At 73.6% G+C, this 18,753-nt stretch carries 17 protein-coding genes; 12 read left to right on the forward strand and 5 right to left on the reverse strand.

Annotation, left to right across the window (positions count from 1 at the left end; translation table 11 throughout):
• Positions 1-96: 96 nt before the first annotated feature.
• The 7 genes from ACZ6W9_RS23755 (at position 97) to ACZ6W9_RS23785 (ending at position 6,663) form a co-directional block, all read left to right on the forward strand.
• A complete protein-coding gene (locus tag ACZ6W9_RS23755) occupies positions 97-2,058 on the forward strand; it encodes a Xaa-Pro dipeptidyl-peptidase (RefSeq protein WP_470119674.1) in 1,962 nt (653 codons plus the stop codon).
• Between the two features lie 89 nt (positions 2,059-2,147).
• Positions 2,148-2,822, forward strand: a complete 675-nt coding sequence (locus tag ACZ6W9_RS23760; protein ID WP_470119676.1) for a DUF4129 domain-containing protein — start codon at positions 2,148-2,150, stop codon at positions 2,820-2,822.
• 115 nt (positions 2,823-2,937) lie between these two features.
• Entirely contained in the window at positions 2,938-3,336 is a 399-nt protein-coding gene (locus ACZ6W9_RS23765) for a hypothetical protein (protein ID WP_389963642.1), read from the forward strand.
• Complete coding sequence (locus ACZ6W9_RS23770; RefSeq protein ID WP_470119678.1) at positions 3,337-4,314, forward strand: AAA family ATPase; 978 nt, start codon at positions 3,337-3,339, stop codon at positions 4,312-4,314.
• Positions 4,314-5,729 carry a DUF58 domain-containing protein gene (locus ACZ6W9_RS23775; RefSeq protein WP_470119706.1) on the forward strand — a complete coding sequence of 472 codons (1,416 nt, stop codon included), beginning with the start codon at positions 4,314-4,316 and terminating at the stop codon, positions 5,727-5,729. The genes ACZ6W9_RS23770 and ACZ6W9_RS23775 overlap by 1 nt, the downstream gene beginning before the upstream one ends.
• Positions 5,726-6,328 carry a hypothetical protein gene (locus ACZ6W9_RS23780; protein WP_470119679.1) on the forward strand — a complete coding sequence of 201 codons (603 nt, stop codon included), beginning with the start codon at positions 5,726-5,728 and terminating at the stop codon, positions 6,326-6,328. Before ACZ6W9_RS23775 ends, ACZ6W9_RS23780 begins: the two co-directional genes overlap by 4 nt.
• A gap of 164 nt (positions 6,329-6,492) precedes the next feature.
• Positions 6,493-6,663, forward strand: a complete 171-nt coding sequence (locus ACZ6W9_RS23785; RefSeq protein WP_179817711.1) for a hypothetical protein — start codon at positions 6,493-6,495, stop codon at positions 6,661-6,663.
• A 66-nt stretch (positions 6,664-6,729) separates the two neighbouring features.
• On the opposite strand, the gene ACZ6W9_RS23790 is transcribed toward ACZ6W9_RS23785, so the two are convergent.
• Together ACZ6W9_RS23790 and ACZ6W9_RS23795 are read right to left on the reverse strand one after the other, a co-directional pair.
• Positions 6,730-9,345, reverse strand: coding sequence for a glycoside hydrolase family 3 N-terminal domain-containing protein (locus tag ACZ6W9_RS23790; protein ID WP_470119681.1), 2,616 nt, complete (start codon positions 9,343-9,345; stop codon positions 6,730-6,732).
• 419 nt (positions 9,346-9,764) lie between these two features.
• Positions 9,765-10,184, reverse strand: a complete 420-nt coding sequence (locus ACZ6W9_RS23795; protein ID WP_389963631.1) for a DUF2795 domain-containing protein — start codon at positions 10,182-10,184, stop codon at positions 9,765-9,767.
• A 261-nt stretch (positions 10,185-10,445) separates the two neighbouring features.
• Here ACZ6W9_RS23795 and ACZ6W9_RS23800 point away from each other — a divergent pair, with 261 nt between their 5' ends.
• From ACZ6W9_RS23800 to ACZ6W9_RS23810, 3 genes are all read left to right on the forward strand, one after another.
• Entirely contained in the window at positions 10,446-11,819 is a 1,374-nt protein-coding gene (locus tag ACZ6W9_RS23800) for an NADP-dependent succinic semialdehyde dehydrogenase (RefSeq protein WP_389963628.1), read from the forward strand.
• 556 nt (positions 11,820-12,375) lie between these two features.
• Positions 12,376-12,534 carry a hypothetical protein gene (locus ACZ6W9_RS23805; protein WP_362946606.1) on the forward strand — a complete coding sequence of 53 codons (159 nt, stop codon included), beginning with the start codon at positions 12,376-12,378 and terminating at the stop codon, positions 12,532-12,534.
• 3 nt (positions 12,535-12,537) lie between these two features.
• The gene (locus ACZ6W9_RS23810; RefSeq protein WP_389963624.1) at positions 12,538-13,974 is read left to right on the forward strand and encodes a WS/DGAT/MGAT family O-acyltransferase; all 1,437 of its coding nucleotides are present in this window, start codon (positions 12,538-12,540) and stop codon (positions 13,972-13,974) included.
• On the opposite strand, the gene ACZ6W9_RS23815 is transcribed toward ACZ6W9_RS23810, so the two are convergent.
• The 3 genes from ACZ6W9_RS23815 to ACZ6W9_RS23825 all read right to left on the reverse strand — a co-directional run bounded on the left by ACZ6W9_RS23815 (position 13,861) and on the right by ACZ6W9_RS23825 (position 15,803).
• Entirely contained in the window at positions 13,861-14,388 is a 528-nt protein-coding gene (locus tag ACZ6W9_RS23815) for an ATP-binding protein (RefSeq protein WP_362946611.1), read from the reverse strand. The genes ACZ6W9_RS23810 and ACZ6W9_RS23815 overlap by 114 nt on opposite strands.
• 113 nt (positions 14,389-14,501) lie before the next feature.
• On the reverse strand, positions 14,502-15,047 hold the full coding sequence (locus ACZ6W9_RS23820; protein ID WP_470119684.1) for a type 1 glutamine amidotransferase domain-containing protein: 546 nt from the start codon (positions 15,045-15,047) through the stop codon (positions 14,502-14,504).
• 204 nt (positions 15,048-15,251) lie between these two features.
• Positions 15,252-15,803 (reverse strand): TetR/AcrR family transcriptional regulator, encoded by a 552-nt coding sequence (locus ACZ6W9_RS23825; protein WP_389963619.1) that lies wholly within the window; start codon positions 15,801-15,803, stop codon positions 15,252-15,254.
• Positions 15,804-15,917: 114 nt separating this feature from the next.
• On the opposite strand from ACZ6W9_RS23825, the gene ACZ6W9_RS23830 reads away from it, so the two are divergent.
• Positions 15,918-17,501, forward strand: coding sequence for an MDR family MFS transporter (locus tag ACZ6W9_RS23830; RefSeq protein ID WP_470119686.1), 1,584 nt, complete (start codon positions 15,918-15,920; stop codon positions 17,499-17,501).
• A 187-nt stretch (positions 17,502-17,688) separates the two neighbouring features.
• Positions 17,689-18,690 (forward strand): GNAT family N-acetyltransferase, encoded by a 1,002-nt coding sequence (locus ACZ6W9_RS23835; protein WP_470119688.1) that lies wholly within the window; start codon positions 17,689-17,691, stop codon positions 18,688-18,690.
• Positions 18,691-18,753: the final 63 nt, after the last annotated feature.

Raw genomic sequence — 18,753 nt, forward strand, 5'->3', positions numbered from 1 at the left:
CGTGATTTGTTATATCCCCGATCTTGCGCATATGGATACCTCTGAAGGAGATTGACCGGAGTCATGTGATTCCACACCCCCCGGGAGTCTCCCTCCATGCACAGATGGAAGACCGTCCTGATCGCCCTGGCGGTGGCCGTACCCTCCGGCGCGCTGCCCGCGGCGGCCGCGCGATCCGCGGCCGCGCCGATCCAGAACAACGAGACCCAGCCGGTGTACTCGCGCGCCGACGCCGTGACCCAGACCGTGTTCGTCGAGGTCGCCGGCACGGACAGCGACGCGGACGGCCGGCCCGACCGGGTCGCCGTCGACATCATGCGGCCCAGGGAGACCGAGTCCGGGCTGAAGGTCCCGGTCATCATGGAGGCCAGCCCCTACTACGCCGGCGGCAACGACGTGCCCAACCACGTCGTCGACCTCGACGGCTCCGACCCGGCGGGCATGGACTACCGGCGCAACAAGTTCGACGAGCTGCGCGACGAGATGTTCGGCCTCGACGAGGAGCGGGGCGTCGCCCGCGCCGACCAGCCGCCCTTCCCCGGCTACTACGACAACTACTTCGTCCCCCGCGGCTACGCCGTCGCGCTGGTGGAGAACCTCGGCTCGGGCCGCGCGACCGGCTGCCCGACGACCGGCCTGGCCAACGAGACCGCCGGCCCCAAGGCCGCCATCGACTGGCTCAACGGCCGCGCCCGCGGCTTCGACGCCGCCGGAGCCGAGGTCAGGGCCGACTGGTCGACCGGGAACGTCGGCATGATCGGCGTCTCCTACAACGGAACCCTGCCCAACGCCGTGGCCGCCACCGGCGTCCAGGGCCTCAAGACGATCGTGCCGATCGCCGGGATCTCGTCCTGGTACGACTACTACCGCTCCGGCGGCGGCGTGGTCGCCCCCGGCGGCTTCCAGGGCGAGGACGCCGACGTGCTCGCCCGCTACGTCCTCACCCGGGAGAACGGCCAGGAGGCGTGCGGCCGGCTGATGGACGCGATCGAACGCGACCAGGACCGCGTCACCGGCGACTACACGGCCTTCTGGGCCGCCCGCGACTACCTCCGCGACGTGAACAGGGTCCGCGCCAGCGTCTTCCTCGTCCACGGCCTCAACGACTGGAACGTCAAGACCTCCCAGGGGGTCCAGTGGTGGGACGCCCTGGCCAAGCGGGGCGTGCCGCGCAAGATCTGGCTGCACCAGGGCGCGCACTTCAACCCCTTCTCCTTCGCCGACCGCAACGCCGAGTGGCTGCGCCAGCTGCACCGCTGGTTCGACTTCAACCTGTACGGCCTGCGCAACGGCATCATGGACGAGCCGCAGGCCGACGTGGAGTCCGGCCCCGGCCAGTGGGGGCGGTACGCCTCCTGGCCGCTGCCCGGCACCCGCGACGTGACGCTGCGCCTGTCCGCCGGGAAGGCCGGGCAGGACGGAGGCAACGGGGCCCTGGGCGCCGAGGGGCGGCGCGGCCACGCGATCGAGTCGTTCACCGACCAGAACGTCCGCACCGCCGAGCAGCTCGCCGCGGACGTCACCGCCACCGATCCCAACCGCCTGGCCTACCTGTCGCCCGCCCTGGGCAAGGACGTCCGGATCTCCGGCACCCCGGCGGTGTCGGTCAGGGCCGCCTACGCCAAGGGGCGCTCGCCGTACCTGACGGCGCTGCTCGTGGACTACGGCACCGACACCCGCGCCTACGGCCGCCTCGCCTACGACGCGACCCCGGTCTGCTACGGCCAGGGCGTGCCCGGCGACACCGGCTGCGCCCGCCTGGCCCGGCACGTCCCGGAGACCGCCCCCTACAAGATCATCACCAGGGGGTGGCTCGACGTCCGCAACCGCCACTCGGCCGCGCGGACCGAGCCGCTGCGCGAGGGCCGCTTCTACGACTTCGACCTGAACCTCCAGCCCAACGACTACATCGTCAAGGCCGGGCACCGGATCGGCGTCGTGCTCATCTCCACCGACCACGACTTCACCCTCCGCCTGCCCGCCGGGACGACCGTCTCGGTCGACCCCGGCGCGAGCTCGGTGAAGCTGCCCCTGGTCGGCGGCCGCTCCGCGCTGTGACCCGTCCGCGCACGACGGACACCGGTCCCGCAGGGACCGCCGCCCGGGAGACCGTTCCCGGGCGGCGGCTCCCACGGCTCCCACGGCTTATGGGGGCGCGGCGGTCCGGGCGGCCGTGGTGGCCGGGCCGGGCGTCCTTCGCCCTGGTGGCGCTGGGCCTGTTCGCCGCCGGGGTCGCGGCGAACGCGGTCCGGCCCGTCGCCGCGTTCCATCTGCGGTCCTTCGCGCCCCACCCGGCCGCCGAGAGCGCCGATCCGGATCCCGGCGGCGCCGAGCCGCAGTTCATCGTGGAGGGCACGCTGAACGGGATCCCGTTCTGGACGCTGGTGGTGCTCGGCGCCGCGTTCGCCGCCGTCCTGCTGGTCTCCTTCCTCCGGGCGCTCAACCGCCTGGAGTACGGCTCGCCGAAGGCCGCCCAGGACCGGGAGGAGCCGCCGGCCGCCACCGGCGGCGAGATCCGGGCCGCGCTCCGGGCCGGCCTGGCCGACCTGGACGCGGGCGGCGACCCGCGCCGCGCGGTGATCGCCTGCTGGCTGCGTCTGGAGCACGCCGCCGCCGGCGCGGGCACCCCCCGCATGGCCGCCGACACCCCCGCCGAACTGGTCGCGCGGCTGCTGGCCGGGCACCGGGTCGGCGGGCCGGCGCTGGACCGCCTCGCCGCGGCCTACCGCCGGGCCCGCTACGCCCCGCACGAGGTGACCGTCTCGCTGCGCGCCGAGGCGCGGGCGGCGCTGGCCGAGGTGGACGCGGAGCTGGCGTCGTGACGGCCCCGCCGCGACACCCCGGCCGTCACCGGGGCGGGCACGGAGCCGGTGCCGTGACGGCTCCGCGGTGGCGCCCCGGCGTGCCGGGCGCCGCGCCGGACGCGGAGCCGCCGACGTGACGGCCCTGCTGTGGCATCTCGGCGTGCTGGCCGCCGCCGTCGCGTCGATCGCCCTGATCGTCCGCCGGATCCCGGCGCCGCCCCCCGAACCGCCCCCGCCGCCCCCGGCGGCCGGTGGCGTCGAGGTGTCCGACCGGGCGTTCGCCGAGGCCCGCTGGTGGGAGCACCGGCTCGCCTCCACCCGGGACGACCCGCAGCGGTTCCGCACGCTGGTCCAGCCGCGCCTGGCCGAGATCGCCGCCGAACGGCTCCGCCGCCGCCACGGCCCGGCGGGCCCCGGCCGCGCCGCGGAGATCCTCGGCCCCGACCTGTACGAACTGATCACCGCCCCCGTGACGGCGGTCCCGACCCGCGCCGAGCTGGCCCGCCTGCTCACGCGCATCGAGGAGATCTGAATGGAGCTCGCCGACGTCGGCGCGCGCGCCCGTGAGGTGCTCGACAGGGTCGGCACCGTCGTGGTCGGCAAACGCGACGCCCTGGAGCTGGTGCTCGCCGGGATCCTGGCGGGCGGCCACGTGCTGATCGAGGACTTCCCCGGCCTGGCCAAGACCCTCACCGCCCGTTGCTTCGCCCAGACCCTGGGCCTCGGGTTCACCCGCCTGCAGTTCACCCCCGACCTGCTGCCCGCCGACGTGACCGGGTCGTTCCTGTACAACCAGCGCGAGGGCGACTTCGTCTTCCGTCCAGGCCCGGTCTTCACCCAGCTGCTGCTGGCCGACGAGATCAACCGCACCCCGCCCAAGACCCAGGCGGCGCTGCTGGAGGCCATGCAGGAGCGGCAGGTCAGCGTCGAGGGCGTCACCCACCCGCTGCGGACGCCGTTCCACGTCCTGGCCACCGCCAACCCGATCGAGTACGAGGGCACCTATCCGCTGCCGGAGGCCCAGCTCGACCGGTTCCTGCTGCGGGTGTCCTTCGGCTACCCCTCCCCGGAGGAGGAGTGGACGATGCTGGGGCGGCGGATGACCCGCCGCACGGAGGAGACCGTACTGGAGCCCGTCGTGGACGCCGGGACGCTCGGCGAGATGCAGCGGGCGCTGGAGGACGTCGCCGTGGAGGACTCGGTGGGCCGGTACATGGTCGCGCTGGTCGCCGCGACCCGCGAACACCCCCAGATCCAGGTCGGCGCGTCCCCGCGCGGCTCGCTCGCCCTGCTGCTGACCGCCCGCGCCCGCGCGGTGCTCGACGGCCGCGACTACGTGGTCCCCGAGGACGTCAAGCGCGTCGCCCCGGCCGCGCTGTCCCACCGGATCGGGCTGCGCCCGGAGACCTGGCTGCGCCGCGTCGACCCGGTCTCGGTCATCGAGGAGATCTGCGCCCGCGTCCCGGTCCCGCTGTCGGAGCAGCTGCCCGCCTACACCGGCGGCACGTGATGCGGCTACGCCGCCGCACCCCCGAACCGGCCCCCGGCCCGGTCTCCGTACCCGCTCCCGGCCCGATGTCCGGGTCGCCCCCGGGATCGGCCGACGTGCGGGCCGGCGCCGTACGGGACGACGCCCGCCGGACCCCCGAACCGGCTCCCGGCTGGGCGCCCACCGCCGCGCTGCGCCGCGCCGCCGTGTTCGGCTGCGGCCTGTGCCTGCTCGCGGTCGGGCTCGGCCGCCCGGACCTGCTGGCCATGGCCGTTCCGTTCGCCCTGGGCACCGTCTGGACGCTGCGCGCCCGCCCCGCTCACCCGCCGCGCGCCAGCCTGCGCCTGGCCGGCACCGACGTCACCGGAGGCGTCGCCGACGCGGTCGAGGGCGACGCCGTCGAGGCCGCGGTCGTCGTGGAGGCCGAAGAGGCGACGCTGTGCGTGGTCGGCGCCGCCGCCTCCCCCGCGCTGGGCCTGACGGCGGGCCACCACGTCGCGGCGCCGCCCGCCGCGGTGGAGCTCACCGGTACGGCGCACCGCTGGGGCGTCCACCCCCTGGGGCCGGTGCGGGTCCGCGTGATCGCCCGCGACGGCCTGCTGGCGTTCCCCGCACTGACCCTGTCCGCGCCCGGAGTGCGGGTCCTGCCGCTGGCCGGGCCGTTCACCTCGCGCGCCTCCGTGCCCCGCCCCGGCGGGATGTCGGGCGTGCACCGCTCCCACCGCTTCGGCGAGGGCGGGGAACTGGCCGGGGTGCGCCCCTACGGGCCCGGCGACCGGCCGCGCCGCATCGACTGGCGGACGACCTTGCGGACCGGCGAGCCGTACGTCGGCGCCACCCGGCCGGAGCGCGACGCCGAGATCGTGCTGCTGCTGGACGTCCTGCACGAGGCGGGCGGCGAGGACGGCGTGCCGAGCGTGCTGGACACCGCGGTCCGGGCCGCCGCCGCGATCGCCGAGCACCACGTACGGCAGGGCGACCGGGTCTGGCTGATGGAGTTCGGCCCCCGGATGCGGCGGCTGCGCCCCGGCACCGGACGGCGCCACCACCTGGCCCAGCTCGCCTGGCTGGCCGAGACCAGGCCCATGCCCGAGGGGCGGGAGGCGTCCGATGACCGGCCGCCGGTGGCCGGGCTGCCGCCGAACGCCCTGGTCGTCATGCTGACCCCGCTCCTGGACTCCCGCAGCGCCGCCGCCCTGGCCGCGCTGGCCCGCGCCCGCCGTCCCCTGGTCGCGGTGGACACCCTGCCGCCCGGGCTGCGGCGCCGGGTCACCGGCGAATGGTCGGACGTCGCCGAACGGCTCTGGCGCCTGGAACGCGAGAACACCGTCGGCCGGCTGCGCGAGGCCGGGGTCCCGGTCGAGGCCTGGCGCGGCGCGGGCAGCCTGGACGCGGTCCTGCGGGACGTCGCCCGGATCGCGGCGGCGCGGCGATGAGCGCCCCGCGCCCCGCCGGGCGTCCCGAGTCCGGGCGGGCGGAACCGCGCTCCGGAGGCCCGGACCGCGGGGCGGCGGGCGCGTCGCCCCGGTCGGCGACGGCCGCGCTGCCCTCCCTGGTCTGGCGGTTCCTGATCTGGGCCTGCGGGACGGCGGCGCTGCTCACGGCGATGCCGCCGGACTACCGTGCCGGGGCCGTGATGCCGCTGTTCGCCGCCCTGCTGGGCCTGCTGGCCGCCGCCGAGCCGGAGGGGGTGTGGGTGCTCGCGCTGGAGGCCACGACGGCGGGGACCTGGCTGGTGACCACCCTCGCCTACGGTGAGGACCCGTCACCGTTCACGGCGTCGGCCATCGGGTCGCTGCTGTACGTCCACCACGCCATGGCCGCCCTGGCGGCCCACGTGCCGGTGCGCGCCCGGCTCCCGGTGCCGCTGCTGGTCGCCTGGGCCGGCCGTACCGGGGGAGTGCTGGCCGCCTCGGCCGCCGTCTGCGCGGCCCTCGCCGCGCTGGTGGCCCTGCCCGGCGGGCCGCCCCCGGCGGTGGCCGTCGTGCTCGGCGCCGCCGGGGCCCTCGCCGTCGCCTTCGCCCTCACCCGGTAGACGTCCCGGGCCCGCGGCACCACGCCGCCGGACGGCCGTCCGTCCCCACCCGGTGAGGTGCCGGGCCCGATCACGGATCACGAGGTGAGGGAAAACCCTGGCTCGCCCCTGACATCGTCCTCCGGACCCGCCACGGGCCGGTGTCCCGGCGTAGCGTGGTGGCCATGGGACGAATCCTCCTGATCGTGGCGGCCGTGGTGCTCGCCTTCTTCCTGCTCGGCTCGATCCTGGGCTTCCTCGTCGGACTGGTCAAATGGGCGCTGATCATCGGCCTGGTGGCCGTGGTGGTCACGTTCGTGACCAGGCTGCTGCGCTCCTCCGGGGCGCGCCGCTGACCATGCGTTCCCGTCCGGCGGGCCCCGTCGCGGGGCCCGCCGGACGGACGGAGGCCGCCGGATGAGCTAGGTGAGGTCGCCGCAGGCCACGGCGTCGGCGTCCTCGGCCGCGTGCGGCACCCACCGGACGTTCGCGAACGACGCGGAGAACGCGCCCTCGGTGTAGACGAGGAACGGCGTGTTGACCTTCTCCAGGTCGAGGCCGGCGTCCGCGAAGCACGAGATCGGGATCTTCACCGTCGCCTTGCTCCCGGCGGGGAGCCCGCGGAACAGCGATGTCGCGACCACCTCCGACAGGCACGGGTAGCCGCAGTGGACACTGATCACCGTCCGCGCGGCCGGGGCCTGGTGGACCACGGTGTCGAAGACCAGTGCCCCGCCGGAGTTGAGATAGCCCCGCAGGTCCGTGCCGCCCGCCGGGTCCTGCATGTACACCTGGGCCGGACCGCCGCCGTTCCAGGTGACCTTGAGGGCGTCCTGCTGCACGTTGACGTCGGAGCGCGTCACGGCGATGACCGAGTGCGCCGCCTCGCCGTCCTCGCCGATCTCGGTGCCGCCCCAGTTGTCGCCGGAGCCGATGAAGCTCCGGTACGGCGCGACGTCCGCGCGGTTGAAGACCTCCAGGTCCTCGGTCGCCTGGCCGCCGCCCCCGTTCGTGCCGCAGCCGGACGGCGGCACGGTCTCGTCGAGCGTCCCGATCGTCCGGGACCGCCCGTCGCGCAGGCCGTACCCGAGCGGGAAGAGCGGGTCGTAGTCCTTGTCGCCGGCGTTGAGCGGCGTCTGGCAGGCGCTCTTCGGCCAGGAGTACGGCAGCGTGCCGGTGTAGCCGGCGCCGTGCCCGCGGCCCCGCACGAGCAGGTCCGCCACGCCGCCGCCCTCGGTGCCCGGCAGCCAGGCCGCGACGAAGGCGTCGGAGCGGTTCAGCTCCTTGTTCATCCACAGGGGGCGCCCGCCCACGTACACGGTGGCCACGGGCGCGCCCCTGCCGCGGACCCGGTCGAGGACGGCCAGGTCGCCGGGGTACAGCCTGGCCGCCTCCAGTGAGCGCCGCCCGAGGTCGCCGACGCCCTCGGCGTACGGCGTCTCGCCGATCACCGCGACGACCGCGTCGTACGCCGACGGGTCGGTGTCCTCACCGGTCTCGCTGAAGGTGACGTTCGCCGCGCCCAGCGCCTCGCGCAGGCCGCCGAGGATCGTGGTGCCGCCGGGGAAGTCGGCGTTGACGTTGCCGGTGCCCTGCCAGGTGAGGCTCCAGCCGCCGGTCTGGTTCGGCAGGCTGTCGGCGCTCTTGCCGACCACGAGCACCTTCGAGCGGGCCGGGAGGGGCAGCAGCCCGCCGTTGTTCTTGAGCAGGACCTGCGACTCGCGGACCGCCCGGCGGGCCAGCTCGCGCGCCTCCAGCGCGGCGGCCGACCCGGCGTGGGCCCGCCGCGACGGCTTGGGCGCGTCGAGCACGCCGGCGCGCAGCTTCACCCGCAGGATGCGGGTGACCGCGTCGTCGATCCGTGCCATCGGGATCTCGCCGCTCTCGACCTGCCCGACCGTCGTGGCGATGAACGCCTTCCAGTCGTTGGGCACCATCACCACGTCGAGGCCCGCGTTGATCGCCCGCGGGCAGCTGGAGTTGGTGCAGCCCGCGACCTGGCCGATGCCGTTCCAGTCGGAGACGACGACGCCGTCGAAGCCCATCTTCGCCTTGAGGACGTCGGTGAGGAGGCGCTTGCTGCCGTGCACCTTGCCCTCGTCGATGCCGAGGTCGGCGTTGGTCCAGCTGTTGAAGGACGCCATCACGGTCTGGGCGCCGGCCGCGAGCGCACCGTAGTAGCCCTGCCCGTGAATGTTGATCATTTCGGCCTCGGACGAGGGGTTGACCCCCTGGTCGGTGCCGTTGAGGGTTCCGCCGTCGCCGATGAAGTGCTTGGCGGTCGCGATGACGCCGTCCGCGCCGATTCCGCGCGGGTGCCTGCCCTGCAGGCCCCGGACGGCCTCGTAGCCGTAGGCGCGGGTGATCCTGGGATCCTCGGAGAAGCCCTCGTAGGTGCGGCCCCACCGGTCGTCCCGGACGACGGCGAGCGTGGGCGCGAACGCCCAGTCCTGGCCGGTGGCCCGGATCTGCTCGGCCGTGGCGGCGCCGATGTCGCGGACCAGGCAGGGATCGTGCGCGGCGCCCAGGCCGATGTTGTGCGGGAAGACCGTCGCGCCGTAGACGTTGTTGTTGCCGTGGACGGCGTCGATGCCCCAGATGACCGGGATCTTCGTCCGGGTGGCGGTGGACGCCGCCCAGTAGGCGTCGGCCAGGTCGAGCCAGGCGCGCGGCGCGGCGTGCTTGTCGCGGCCCGGCCACGAGCCGCCGCCGTTGAGCACCGAGCCGATGGCGTACTCGCGGACCTCGGCGGGGGTGATCGCGCCGATCTCCGGCTGGGTCATCTGGCCGACCTTCTCGGCCAGGGTCATGCCGGCGACGATCTTGGCGATGCGTTTCTCGTCGGCCGGGTTCCGCTTGATCCGGCTCTCCACCCGGGGCCAGTCGGAGAGCGTTTCCAGCCGTTTCTCGGTGCGGGCGCAGCCGCGGGCGTCCAGGGCGGGCCGGCCGATCACCGGCCGGTCCCCGCCGTGCCCGGCCCGCGCGTCGGCCGCCGGGATCCCCGCCATCCCCGAGGCCAGCAGGGCGAGGGCGGCCATCAGTGCCGATGACCGTCTCCTGTGACGCGGCAGGAGGGGGGAGCGTCGGGCCATGGGGGAGTCCGTTCTCGAGACGCGGGGGCCGCCCGCCCCCTCACGGGGGCGTTGCGCCGATCGTGACGTCCGGTGGCGGCCGGGTCAAGAGGGATGGGAGAGCGCTCTCTCCGGTCTCCGCGTCCGGTCCGTGATCGGGAAGGCGTGATCCGGAAGGGCGGTACGGCGCGCGGGCGGCCCGCGTCTCCGGCGGCCGGCGTCTCCGAGGGTCCCGGCCTCCGGCGGTCCGGCCGCGCCGATGACCGGGACTCCGGGACTCCGGGACCCCGGGACCCCGGGACACGCGGACGGCCCGCACCCGGCCGGCCGTCTCGTCACGACCGGTGGGGTGCGGGCCGTCCACGGGGCGGGCGGCGGGCCGGCGTCTAGAAGCGGTGCTCCTCGCCGCCCAGACCGGCGGCCCTGGCCACCTCGCCGATGTTGTGGAACTTCTCCCCGGCGGGCAGGGCCCGCAGGGCGGCGGCCACCCCGCCGGGGGCCGCCTTGGCGTCGGCGTGCGCCAGCAGCGCGTCGCGGTCGGCCGGCCATTCGGCGTCGGTCAGCCACCGGGCCATGTCGCTGCGCTGGTCCACGCCCTCGGCGCTGATCCCCTCGGCGGCGCCCGGCTCGTGCCCCGGCGGATACCTCCTGGGCGTGGCGTCGTCGTCGGCGGCCCGGATGCCCTCCGGGTCGGCCCACTCCTCGGCGTGGGTGGGGCCGCCACCGCGGATCGCGCCCTCGCTCTCGTGCTTCTGGTACTCGTCCATCTGCGGACCGTGCTTGGCGCTGCCACGTTCGGCGCTCATCTGCATCCTCCAGTGTGAAGATCCACGAGACGTCCGTCTCGGTCAGGGAAAACGCGGCGCGATGCCGCGGGTCGTCTGGAACGGGGATGTCACGAAAGGGGCCGTACCCGTTACGGAGCTCCCAAACATCGCCGGACCCCGGCCCTGCCGTCCTGTTTCCCGCGGTCCTGAGCGGATAGGTCTTCCCTGTCCAGTTCCCCGCCCAGCAGCGCCGACTGCCCGACGTCGCCCGGGGCGGCGGCGGCCGAAAAGGAGGTACCGATGCCGATCGCGACGATCAACCCGACCACGGGCGAGACTTTGAAGACCTTCGACCCGCTCGGCGACGAGGAGGTGGACGAACGCCTCGCGCTCGCCGCCGCCGAGTTCGCCACCTACCGGACGACCGGTTTCAAGCAGCGGGCCGAGTGGATGCGCGCCGCCGCCGACCTCCTCGAATCGGAGCAGGAGGACGTGGCCCGGCTCATGACCACCGAGATGGGCAAGACGCTCGTCGCCGCCCGCGCCGAGGTGGCCAAGTGCGCCAAGGGGATGCGCTACTACGCCGAGCACGCCGAGGAGTTCCTGGCGGACGAGCCGGCGGACGCCCCGGCCGTGGGGGCGCGGCGGGCGTACGCGCGCTACCAGCCGCTCGGGCCCGTCCTGGCGGTGATGCCCTGGAACTTCCCCCTGTGGCAGGCGGTCCGCTTCGCCGCGCCCGCGCTGATGGCGGGCAACGTGGGGCTGCTGAAGCACGCCTCGAACGTGCCGCAGACCGCGCTCTACCTCGGGGAGCTGTTCGCACGGGCGGGCTTCCCCCGGGGCTGCTTCCAGACCCTGCTGATCGGCTCCGACCAGGTCGAGCGGGTGCTGCGGGACCGGCGGGTGGTGGCGGCGACCCTGACCGGCTCCGAGCCGGCCGGCCGGTCGGTCGCCTCCGTCGCCGGCGGGGAGGTCAAGAAGACCGTCCTGGAGCTGGGCGGCTCCGACCCCTACGTCGTGATGCCCTCCGCCGACCTCGACGCCGCCGCCTCCACCGCGATCACCGCGCGGGTGCAGAACAACGGCCAGTCCTGCATCGCGGCCAAGCGGTTCATCGTGCACGCCGACGTCTACGACGCCTTCGCCGAGCGCTTCACGGCGCGGATGGAGGCCCTGCGGGTCGGTGACCCGATGGAGGAGGGGACCGACGTGGGGCCGCTCGCCACCGAGCAGGGCCGCGACGACGTGGAGATGCTGGTGGCCGACGCGGTCGGGCGCGGGGCGCGGGTGCTGTGCGGGGGCTACATCCCCGACCGGCCGGGCTGGTTCTACCAGCCGACGGTCGTCGCCGGTGTCACCCCGGAGATGCGGATGTTCTCCGAGGAGGTGTTCGGCCCGGTGGCGGCGCTGTACCGGGTCGCCGACATCGACGAGGCGATCGCGCTCGCCAACGTGACCGACTTCGGTCTCGGCGCCAACGCCTGGACCGCCGACCCCGCCGAGCAGGAGCGCTTCGTCACCGACCTGGAGGCCGGGGCGGTCTTCGTCAACGGCATGGTCACCTCCTACCCGGAGCTGCCCTTCGGTGGCGTCAAGAACTCCGGGTACGGCCGGGAGCTGTCCGCGCACGGCATCCGCGAGTTCTGCAACCTCAAGGCCGTCTGGGTCGGCTGACCTCGGCGCCGCGCGCGAGGGGAGCGGCGCGGTCGGCCCGCCCACACCCGAGCGGGAGACCGGGCGGGGACGGAACGGGCGGCGCGGTCGGCCCGCCCGCGTCCGGGCAGGAGGCTCGGCGCCGCACGGCGGGGAGGGCGGACCGGCCCGCCAGGGGCGAGCCCCAGGGGGTCGAGCGGGCCGGTCCGGGTTCGCGGGGCGGCCGCGGCGGCGCGCCGCGGTCCGCCGGGAGGACGACCGTGTGAGGCGCTGCGGCGCTGCGGCGGCACCGGGGACCGCCATCCCTTAGTAGAGATTCTTCCTATATTTGCGACGCTTTTCAGGTATATCGATCAATAACATCAATTTTCCCGATTGTCGGGAGCCGGATGCGCCGGCCGTACCGGCCGCGCCGTGACCCCCGCAGACCCCCGCAGACCCCCGCAGAGCCCGGCAGACCCCGGCAGAGCCCGGCCGGGCCCGGCATGGAACCTCCGGGTGAGAACTCCCTCTCCCGCCCCGGCCCGCCCGCCGCGTCGCGGTGTGGCGCCGGGCGGATCGGGGCACGGTTCCGCGGGTGCTGCAGTTGATCAGCGACTTCGTCACCCTCATGGTCGTCTTCGCGCTCGTCTGGCTGGCGCTCCTGTTCGTCTCGGTGGTCCTGCTCGCCGGCCTCGCGGTGTTGGCCCTGGCGACCGTATGGGAGCAGGATGGTGACAGGGGACCAGGGAGGTAGGAGATGCGGCAGCTCAACCCGGTGGACGCGCAGTTCCTGAACTTCGAGACGCCGACGAACGTCGCGAACATCGCCGGGCTGGCCGTGCTGGCGGGCGAGCTGACCCGCGCCGACCTGATCTCCCTGCTCGCCCGGCGGCTCCACCTCGCCCCGCCGTTCCGGCGCAGGCTCGTCACGGTGCCGCTGGGCCTGGACCGCCCCTACTGGGCCGACGACACCCGGGTCGACCTCGACTACCACGTGCGTGAGATCGCGCTCCCCGCGCCGGGCGGCGACGAACAACTCGGTGACCAGGTCGCGCGGCTGCACGCCCGCCCCCTGGACCGCGGCCGCCCGCTGTGGGAGATGTACCTGATCCACGGCCTGGCGGGCGGCCGGACGGCCCTGTACATGAAGGTCCACCACGCCGCGATCGACGGCGTCACCGGTGCCGGCGTCCTCGCCGCGCTCCTGGACACCTCACCCGAGCCCGCCGAGGTCCCGGCGGCGCCCGAGGCGGGGCCCGACGGCGGTGTCGACGCCGCGGAGATGATCACCAGGGGAGTGGCGGGCGTCGTCCTCAACCCGGCGAACACCGTGCGGTTCCTCGTCAACGCGGTCCCGCACCTCGACGAGATCCCCGTACTGTCCCAGTTGCCGGGGGCCCGCCCGATCTCCCGTGTCACCCGCGATCTGGCCCGCCGCCTGACCGGGGAACCCGGCACCCCGGTCATGCCCCGCCTGATCGCGCCCCGCACGCCGTTCAGCGGGAGGATCACCGCGCACCGCAGGTTCGCCTTCACCGCCCTGTCCCTGGCGGACGTCAAGCAGGTCAAGAACGCCTTCGGCGTCACGGTGAACGACGTGGTGATGGCCGTCTGCGCCGGGGCGCTGCGGCAGTGGCTGATCAAACACGACGCGCTGCCCGACCAGCCGCTGGTGGCCGGCGTGCCGTTCTCACTGAAGGTCCCCGACGCCGGCGACGACGGCAACCAGGTCACCCTGATGATCACCACACTCGCCACGCAGGTCGCCGACCCGGTGGAGCGGCTGACGGCCGTGCACGACGCGATGTCCCTGATCAAGGACCGTGCGTCGCTCGCCCCGGCCCGCTGGATCCAGGAGGTCAGCGACATGATGCCCTCGGCGCTGACCGGCCTGGCGGCCCGCGCGGCCTTCAACCTGCTGGCCGGTACGGCGGGCCCGATCAACGTGCTGATCTCCAACGTCCCCGGCCCCCAGCTGCCGCTGTACGTGGACGGCGTCCGGCTGCTCGCCTATCACCCCGTGTCGGTGGTCACCGACGTGAGCGGCGGCCTGAACATCACCGTCTTCTCCTACGACGGCTCACTTGACGTGGGCGTGATCGCCTGCCGGGAGATGGTCCCCGACGTGTGGCTCGTCACCGACTACCTCCGGGACTCCCTCTCCGAGCTCAAGCTCCTCGCTGAGCAGGAGTGAGCGCCCGGGGGCGTCGTCCACGAAGTGGAGGATCTTCTCCAGGCGGACGATCGACCCCCGCTCCGGCCGGTTGACGAACCTGATGTCGTCGGCCAGCGCCTGCATGATGAGCAGCCCGCGACCGTGTTCGGAGGTGGCGGAGGGGGTGCGCGCCATGGAGGAGTCGAAGCCGTTCCCGGCGTCGATCACCTTGATGACGCACCTGTCGCGGATCAGCTCGGTGCTCACCATGTAGTCGTCGCTCGGCTCGGCGTGCTGGATGACGTTGGAGCACGCCTCCGAGAGCATGAGCTGTATGTCGTCCCGGATCTGCGGCTCCACCCCCAGGGCGCCGAGCGAGGCGTCCAGAAGCTGCCTGATCACCGGGACGCTCGCGGCGTCACGCGGCAGGCGCAGCGAGATCGTGGCCTCCACGGTTCCTCCTTCAACAGATGACTCTCCAGTGCACTGCCCTCACTCCGGTGCCTTAACCGGAAAGGGGCGGCGGGCCGTGTCCGGGGCCCGCCGCCCCTCGTCCCCGGCGACCGCTAACGGGAGAAGGCGTCCACCGCGGCCTGGCAGAAGGCCTTGAGGTCGTCGGGCTTGCGGCTGGTGATCAGGGTGTTGGGCCCCCCGGTGCACACGACGACCTCCTTGTCCTCCCAGGTGGCCCCCGCGTTGCGCAGGTCCGTCTGGAGGCTGGGCCAGGAGGTGACCGTACGGCCGCGCACCACGTCGGCCTCGATCATCGTCCAGGGCGCGTGGCAGATCGCCGCGACCGGCTTGCCCGACTCGAAGAACTCCTTGACGAAACGTACGGCCTCCGGAACCGTCCGCAGGAAGTCCGGGTTGGCGACGCCGCCCGGCAGCACCAGCCCGTCGAAGTCGGCGGCCCGTACGTCGCCGGCCGTCCCGTCGACCGGGAACGTGTCGGCCTTGTCGAGGTGGTTGAACGCCTGGACCTCGCCCGCCTTGGTGGAGATCAGCCTGGGCGTGCCGCCCGCCTGCTCGATCGCCTTCCACGGCTCGGTGAGCTCGACCTGCTCGATGCCCTCCGGGGCGACGAGGAATGCGATCGTCTTGTTGCTGAGCATGATGCCCCCCTTTGACGTGCTTTCTTGGGCTTCAAGGGGCCCATGCCCCGGGTGCGGGGATACATGCGAGCCGCCGCGGGGGTGACGGCTCGCGTTCGAAGGCGCGGGCGGCGGGATCGGCTCCGCGCCCGGTCGAGGCTTCGAGCCCGGCCGAGGCTCCGGGTCCGGCGCGGGCCCGGTGCCGGGCGCGGTTCCGGCCCGGGGTCAGCGCCGGACGAGGTCGAGGGCGACGTCCAGCGCCGCCTCCCGGCGCTCGTCGTCGGAGAGCGCCTCGTCCCGCAGGACGAACCAGGCCGCGTGCAGGGCGAACAGCGCCATCGCGTGCTTCAGCCGGGCGGCGGGCGGGTCGTCCGGCTCGACGAGGAAGTCGAACAGGCTGAACATCCGCTCGTGCATCTGCTTCATCACCGGGTGGCCCTTGAGCGCGGTCTGGTTGCGCTCGAAGAACCGCATGATCTCCCGGTGGCCGCCCCGGTGCAGGTCCGCGGAGTAGCGGCGGACCAGCTCGCGGCGGCTCTCCTCGGTGCGCGGCTGCCTCCCGGCCCAGGCGATCAGCTCCTCCAGCGTGCGGATCCGATCCTCCACGAGACTGGTGATGATCTCTTCCTTGCTCTTGAAGTGGTAGTAGAGTGCCGCCTTGGTCACGCCGAGGGCCTCCGCGATCTCCCGGAGAGAGGTGGCCTCGTAGCCCTGCTCGGTGAAGAGCCGAAGAGCCGTCTCCTGGATGCGGGTGCGGGTGTCGGCGTGTTCGCTCATGGTTCCCTTTGCGGCGGAATTGACTTGACGGCCGGTAAGTGATCGTCCTACATTCCCATCATATCCGACACTAGCCGGACGGCAAGTAAGCAAGATCCTTAGGGGGCTGGAGAAATGACGGAGACCGCGGTCGTACCAGGACGGCGGCGCGAGGTCATGGTCGTCTTACCGGGGCTGATGCTCGCCATCATCCTCGCGATGCTCGACAACATGATCGTCGGTACGGCGATGCCCCGCATCGTGGGGGAGCTCGGGGGCCTGTCGCACCTGTCGTGGGTGGTCACCGCCTACGTCCTCGGCACGACCGTCTCGACCCCCATCTGGGGGAAGATCGGCGACCTGTACGGCAGGAAGAACATCTTCATCGCCTCCATCGTCATCTTCATGGTCGGGTCGGTGCTGTGCGGCATGGCCGGATCCGACCTGCTGGGCGGCCCCCAGGACGGCATGGCCCAGCTCATCGCCTTCCGCGCGCTCCAGGGCCTCGGCGGCGGCGGTCTCATGGTCAACGCCATGGCCATCATCGGCGACCTCGTCCCGCCGCGTGAGCGCGGCCAGTACCAGGGCATCATGGCCGGCGTCATGTCGCTGGCGATGATCGCCGGCCCGCTCGTCGGCGGCTTCATCACCGACCACCTCGACTGGCGCTGGGCCTTCTACGTCAACCTGCCCGTCGGGTTCGTCGCCCTGGCGCTGCTGGCGGTGACGCTGAAACTGCCCAAGCTCCGCACCGAGCACCGCATCGACTGGCTCGGCGCGGTCCTGCTGTCCATCGGCATCACCGCGCTGGTCCTCATCACCACCTGGGGCGGCAACGACTACGCCTGGACCTCACCGCAGATCATCGGCCTGGCCGTGACGGCCCTGGTGACGCTGGTGCTGTTCGTCCCGGTGGAGCGCCGCGCCGCCGAGCCGATCATGCCGCTCCAGTTGTTCCGCAACCGCAACTTCACGCTCATCTCGCTGGTCGGCTTCCTGCTCGGCTTCGCGATGTTCGGCGCCATCACCTTCCTGCCGCTGTTCCAGCAGACGGTCCAGGGTTCGACGGCCACCAACTCCGGCCTGCTCCTGCTGCCCATGATGGCCTCGTCCATGGTGATCTCGCTGTTCGTCGGCCAGGCCATCACCAAGACCGGCAAGTACAAGATCTACCCGGTCATCGGCGGCGTGATCATGGCGATCGCCATGTGGCTGCTGTCCCTGATGGACGCGAAGACCCCCACCTGGCAGACCGGCGTGTTCATCGCGGTGCTCGGCCTCGGCATGGGCTTCCTCATGCAGACCACCATGCTGATCGCCCAGAACAGCGTGGAGCAGAAGGACCTCGGCGTCTCCAGCAGCGCCGCGACCTTCTTCCGGTCCATCGGCGGCTCGTTCGGCGTCTCCATGTTCGGTGCCATCTTCAACCACCACCTGTCCGACAGCCTGACCCAGAAGTTCGGGGCGGAGGGCGCCAAGCTCGCCGGAGGCGGCGGGCGGGCCGACGCCGCGACCCTGGCCCACCTCCCGGCCCAGGTGCGCCTCGGCTTCCTGGATTCACTGGCCTCCTCGATCGCCGGCGTCTTCTGGTGGGCGATCTTCTTCGCGGTCCTGGTGCCGGTGCTGGCCTTCTTCATCAAGGAGATCCCGCTGCGCGGCGCTCCCGGGCAGGACGGCCCGGCCGAGCAGGCCAAGACCCCGGCCCCCGTGCTGGAGTAGGGGCCGTCCGGTCCCGCCGTCCGGTCCCGCCGTCCGGTCCCGTCCCGGGGCTCCCGGGACGGGCGCCGGACCTCCGGACCCCCCGAGCCTCCGGCGCCCGCCTCGCTCCCGCCCTCCGTGGGGGCGGGGGGCGGGCGCCAAGTCACGGCCCAGCGGGAGGCAAGTCGGGCCCGGCACACTCGGGGCCATGGAAGACACCCTCGAAGCGACCCCCGTACCCGAGCCCGGCCGCGCCGTCGCGCCGGCCGTCACGGCCGCCGGGCACACCATCCGGCGGCCGGAGGCCGGCGACGCCGAGGCCGTCCACGAACTGGTCTCCCTGTGCGACACCCAGGTGATCGGCAAGGCCGACATGACCCTCGACGACGTCGCCGACCAGCTGAACGACCCCTCCTTCGACCCCGACGCCGACGGCTGGCTCGTCCACGACCCCTCCGGGCGCCTGGTCGCCTGGGCCTGGGCCTGCCGCAGGGGCGACGACGGCGCCGTGGAGTTCGACGTGGTCGTCCACCCCGCCGCCCCCGAGCTGACCGGCCGCCTGTGGGACACCGTCCTCGACCGCGCCCGCCGGATCGCCGCCGGGCTCGGCCACGACCACGCCGTGGCCGACATCGCCGTGTACCGCGAGGACAGCGGCAAGCGCGCCCTCGCAGCCGCCCGCGGCTTCGCCCACGCCACCGGCTTCATCCGGCTCCGGGCCGACCACGGCCCGTCCCTCGCCCCGCCGGAGCCGCCGCCCGGCGTGACGGTGCACCGGGGGACCACCGAGGAGGCGCGCCGCCAGGCCCACGCCGTCGAGCAGGTCGGATTCGCCCGGCACTTCGGGTTCGTCCCCAAGGACTACGACGAGTGGCACGCCGAGCTCGACTCCTCCGCCAGCACCGACTGGACGCAGCTCGCCGTCGCCCGCCTCGACGGCGAACCGGTGGCGATGCTCCTCGGCACCGACGCCTTCGCCGCGGACGAGAACTGCGGCTACGTCCGCCGGCTCGCCGTGGCGCCCCCCTTCCGGGGGCACGGCCTGGGCCGGTTCATGCTGCGCGCCGCCTTCGCCGACGACGTACGGCGCGGCCGGATCGGCACCTGCCTCCACGTGGACGCGGGCAACGTCACCCCCGCCCTGGACCTGTACCTGTCGGTGGGCATGCGCCAGGTGCTGGCCATCGACGTCTGGCGGCGGACCCTCTGACCGTCTCCGGGCACGGCACGCCGTACCCGGAGACGCCGGCCGGGCGGCCGCCCTCGGGGAGCG

The organism is Streptosporangium sp. NPDC053982, assembly GCF_055585205.1.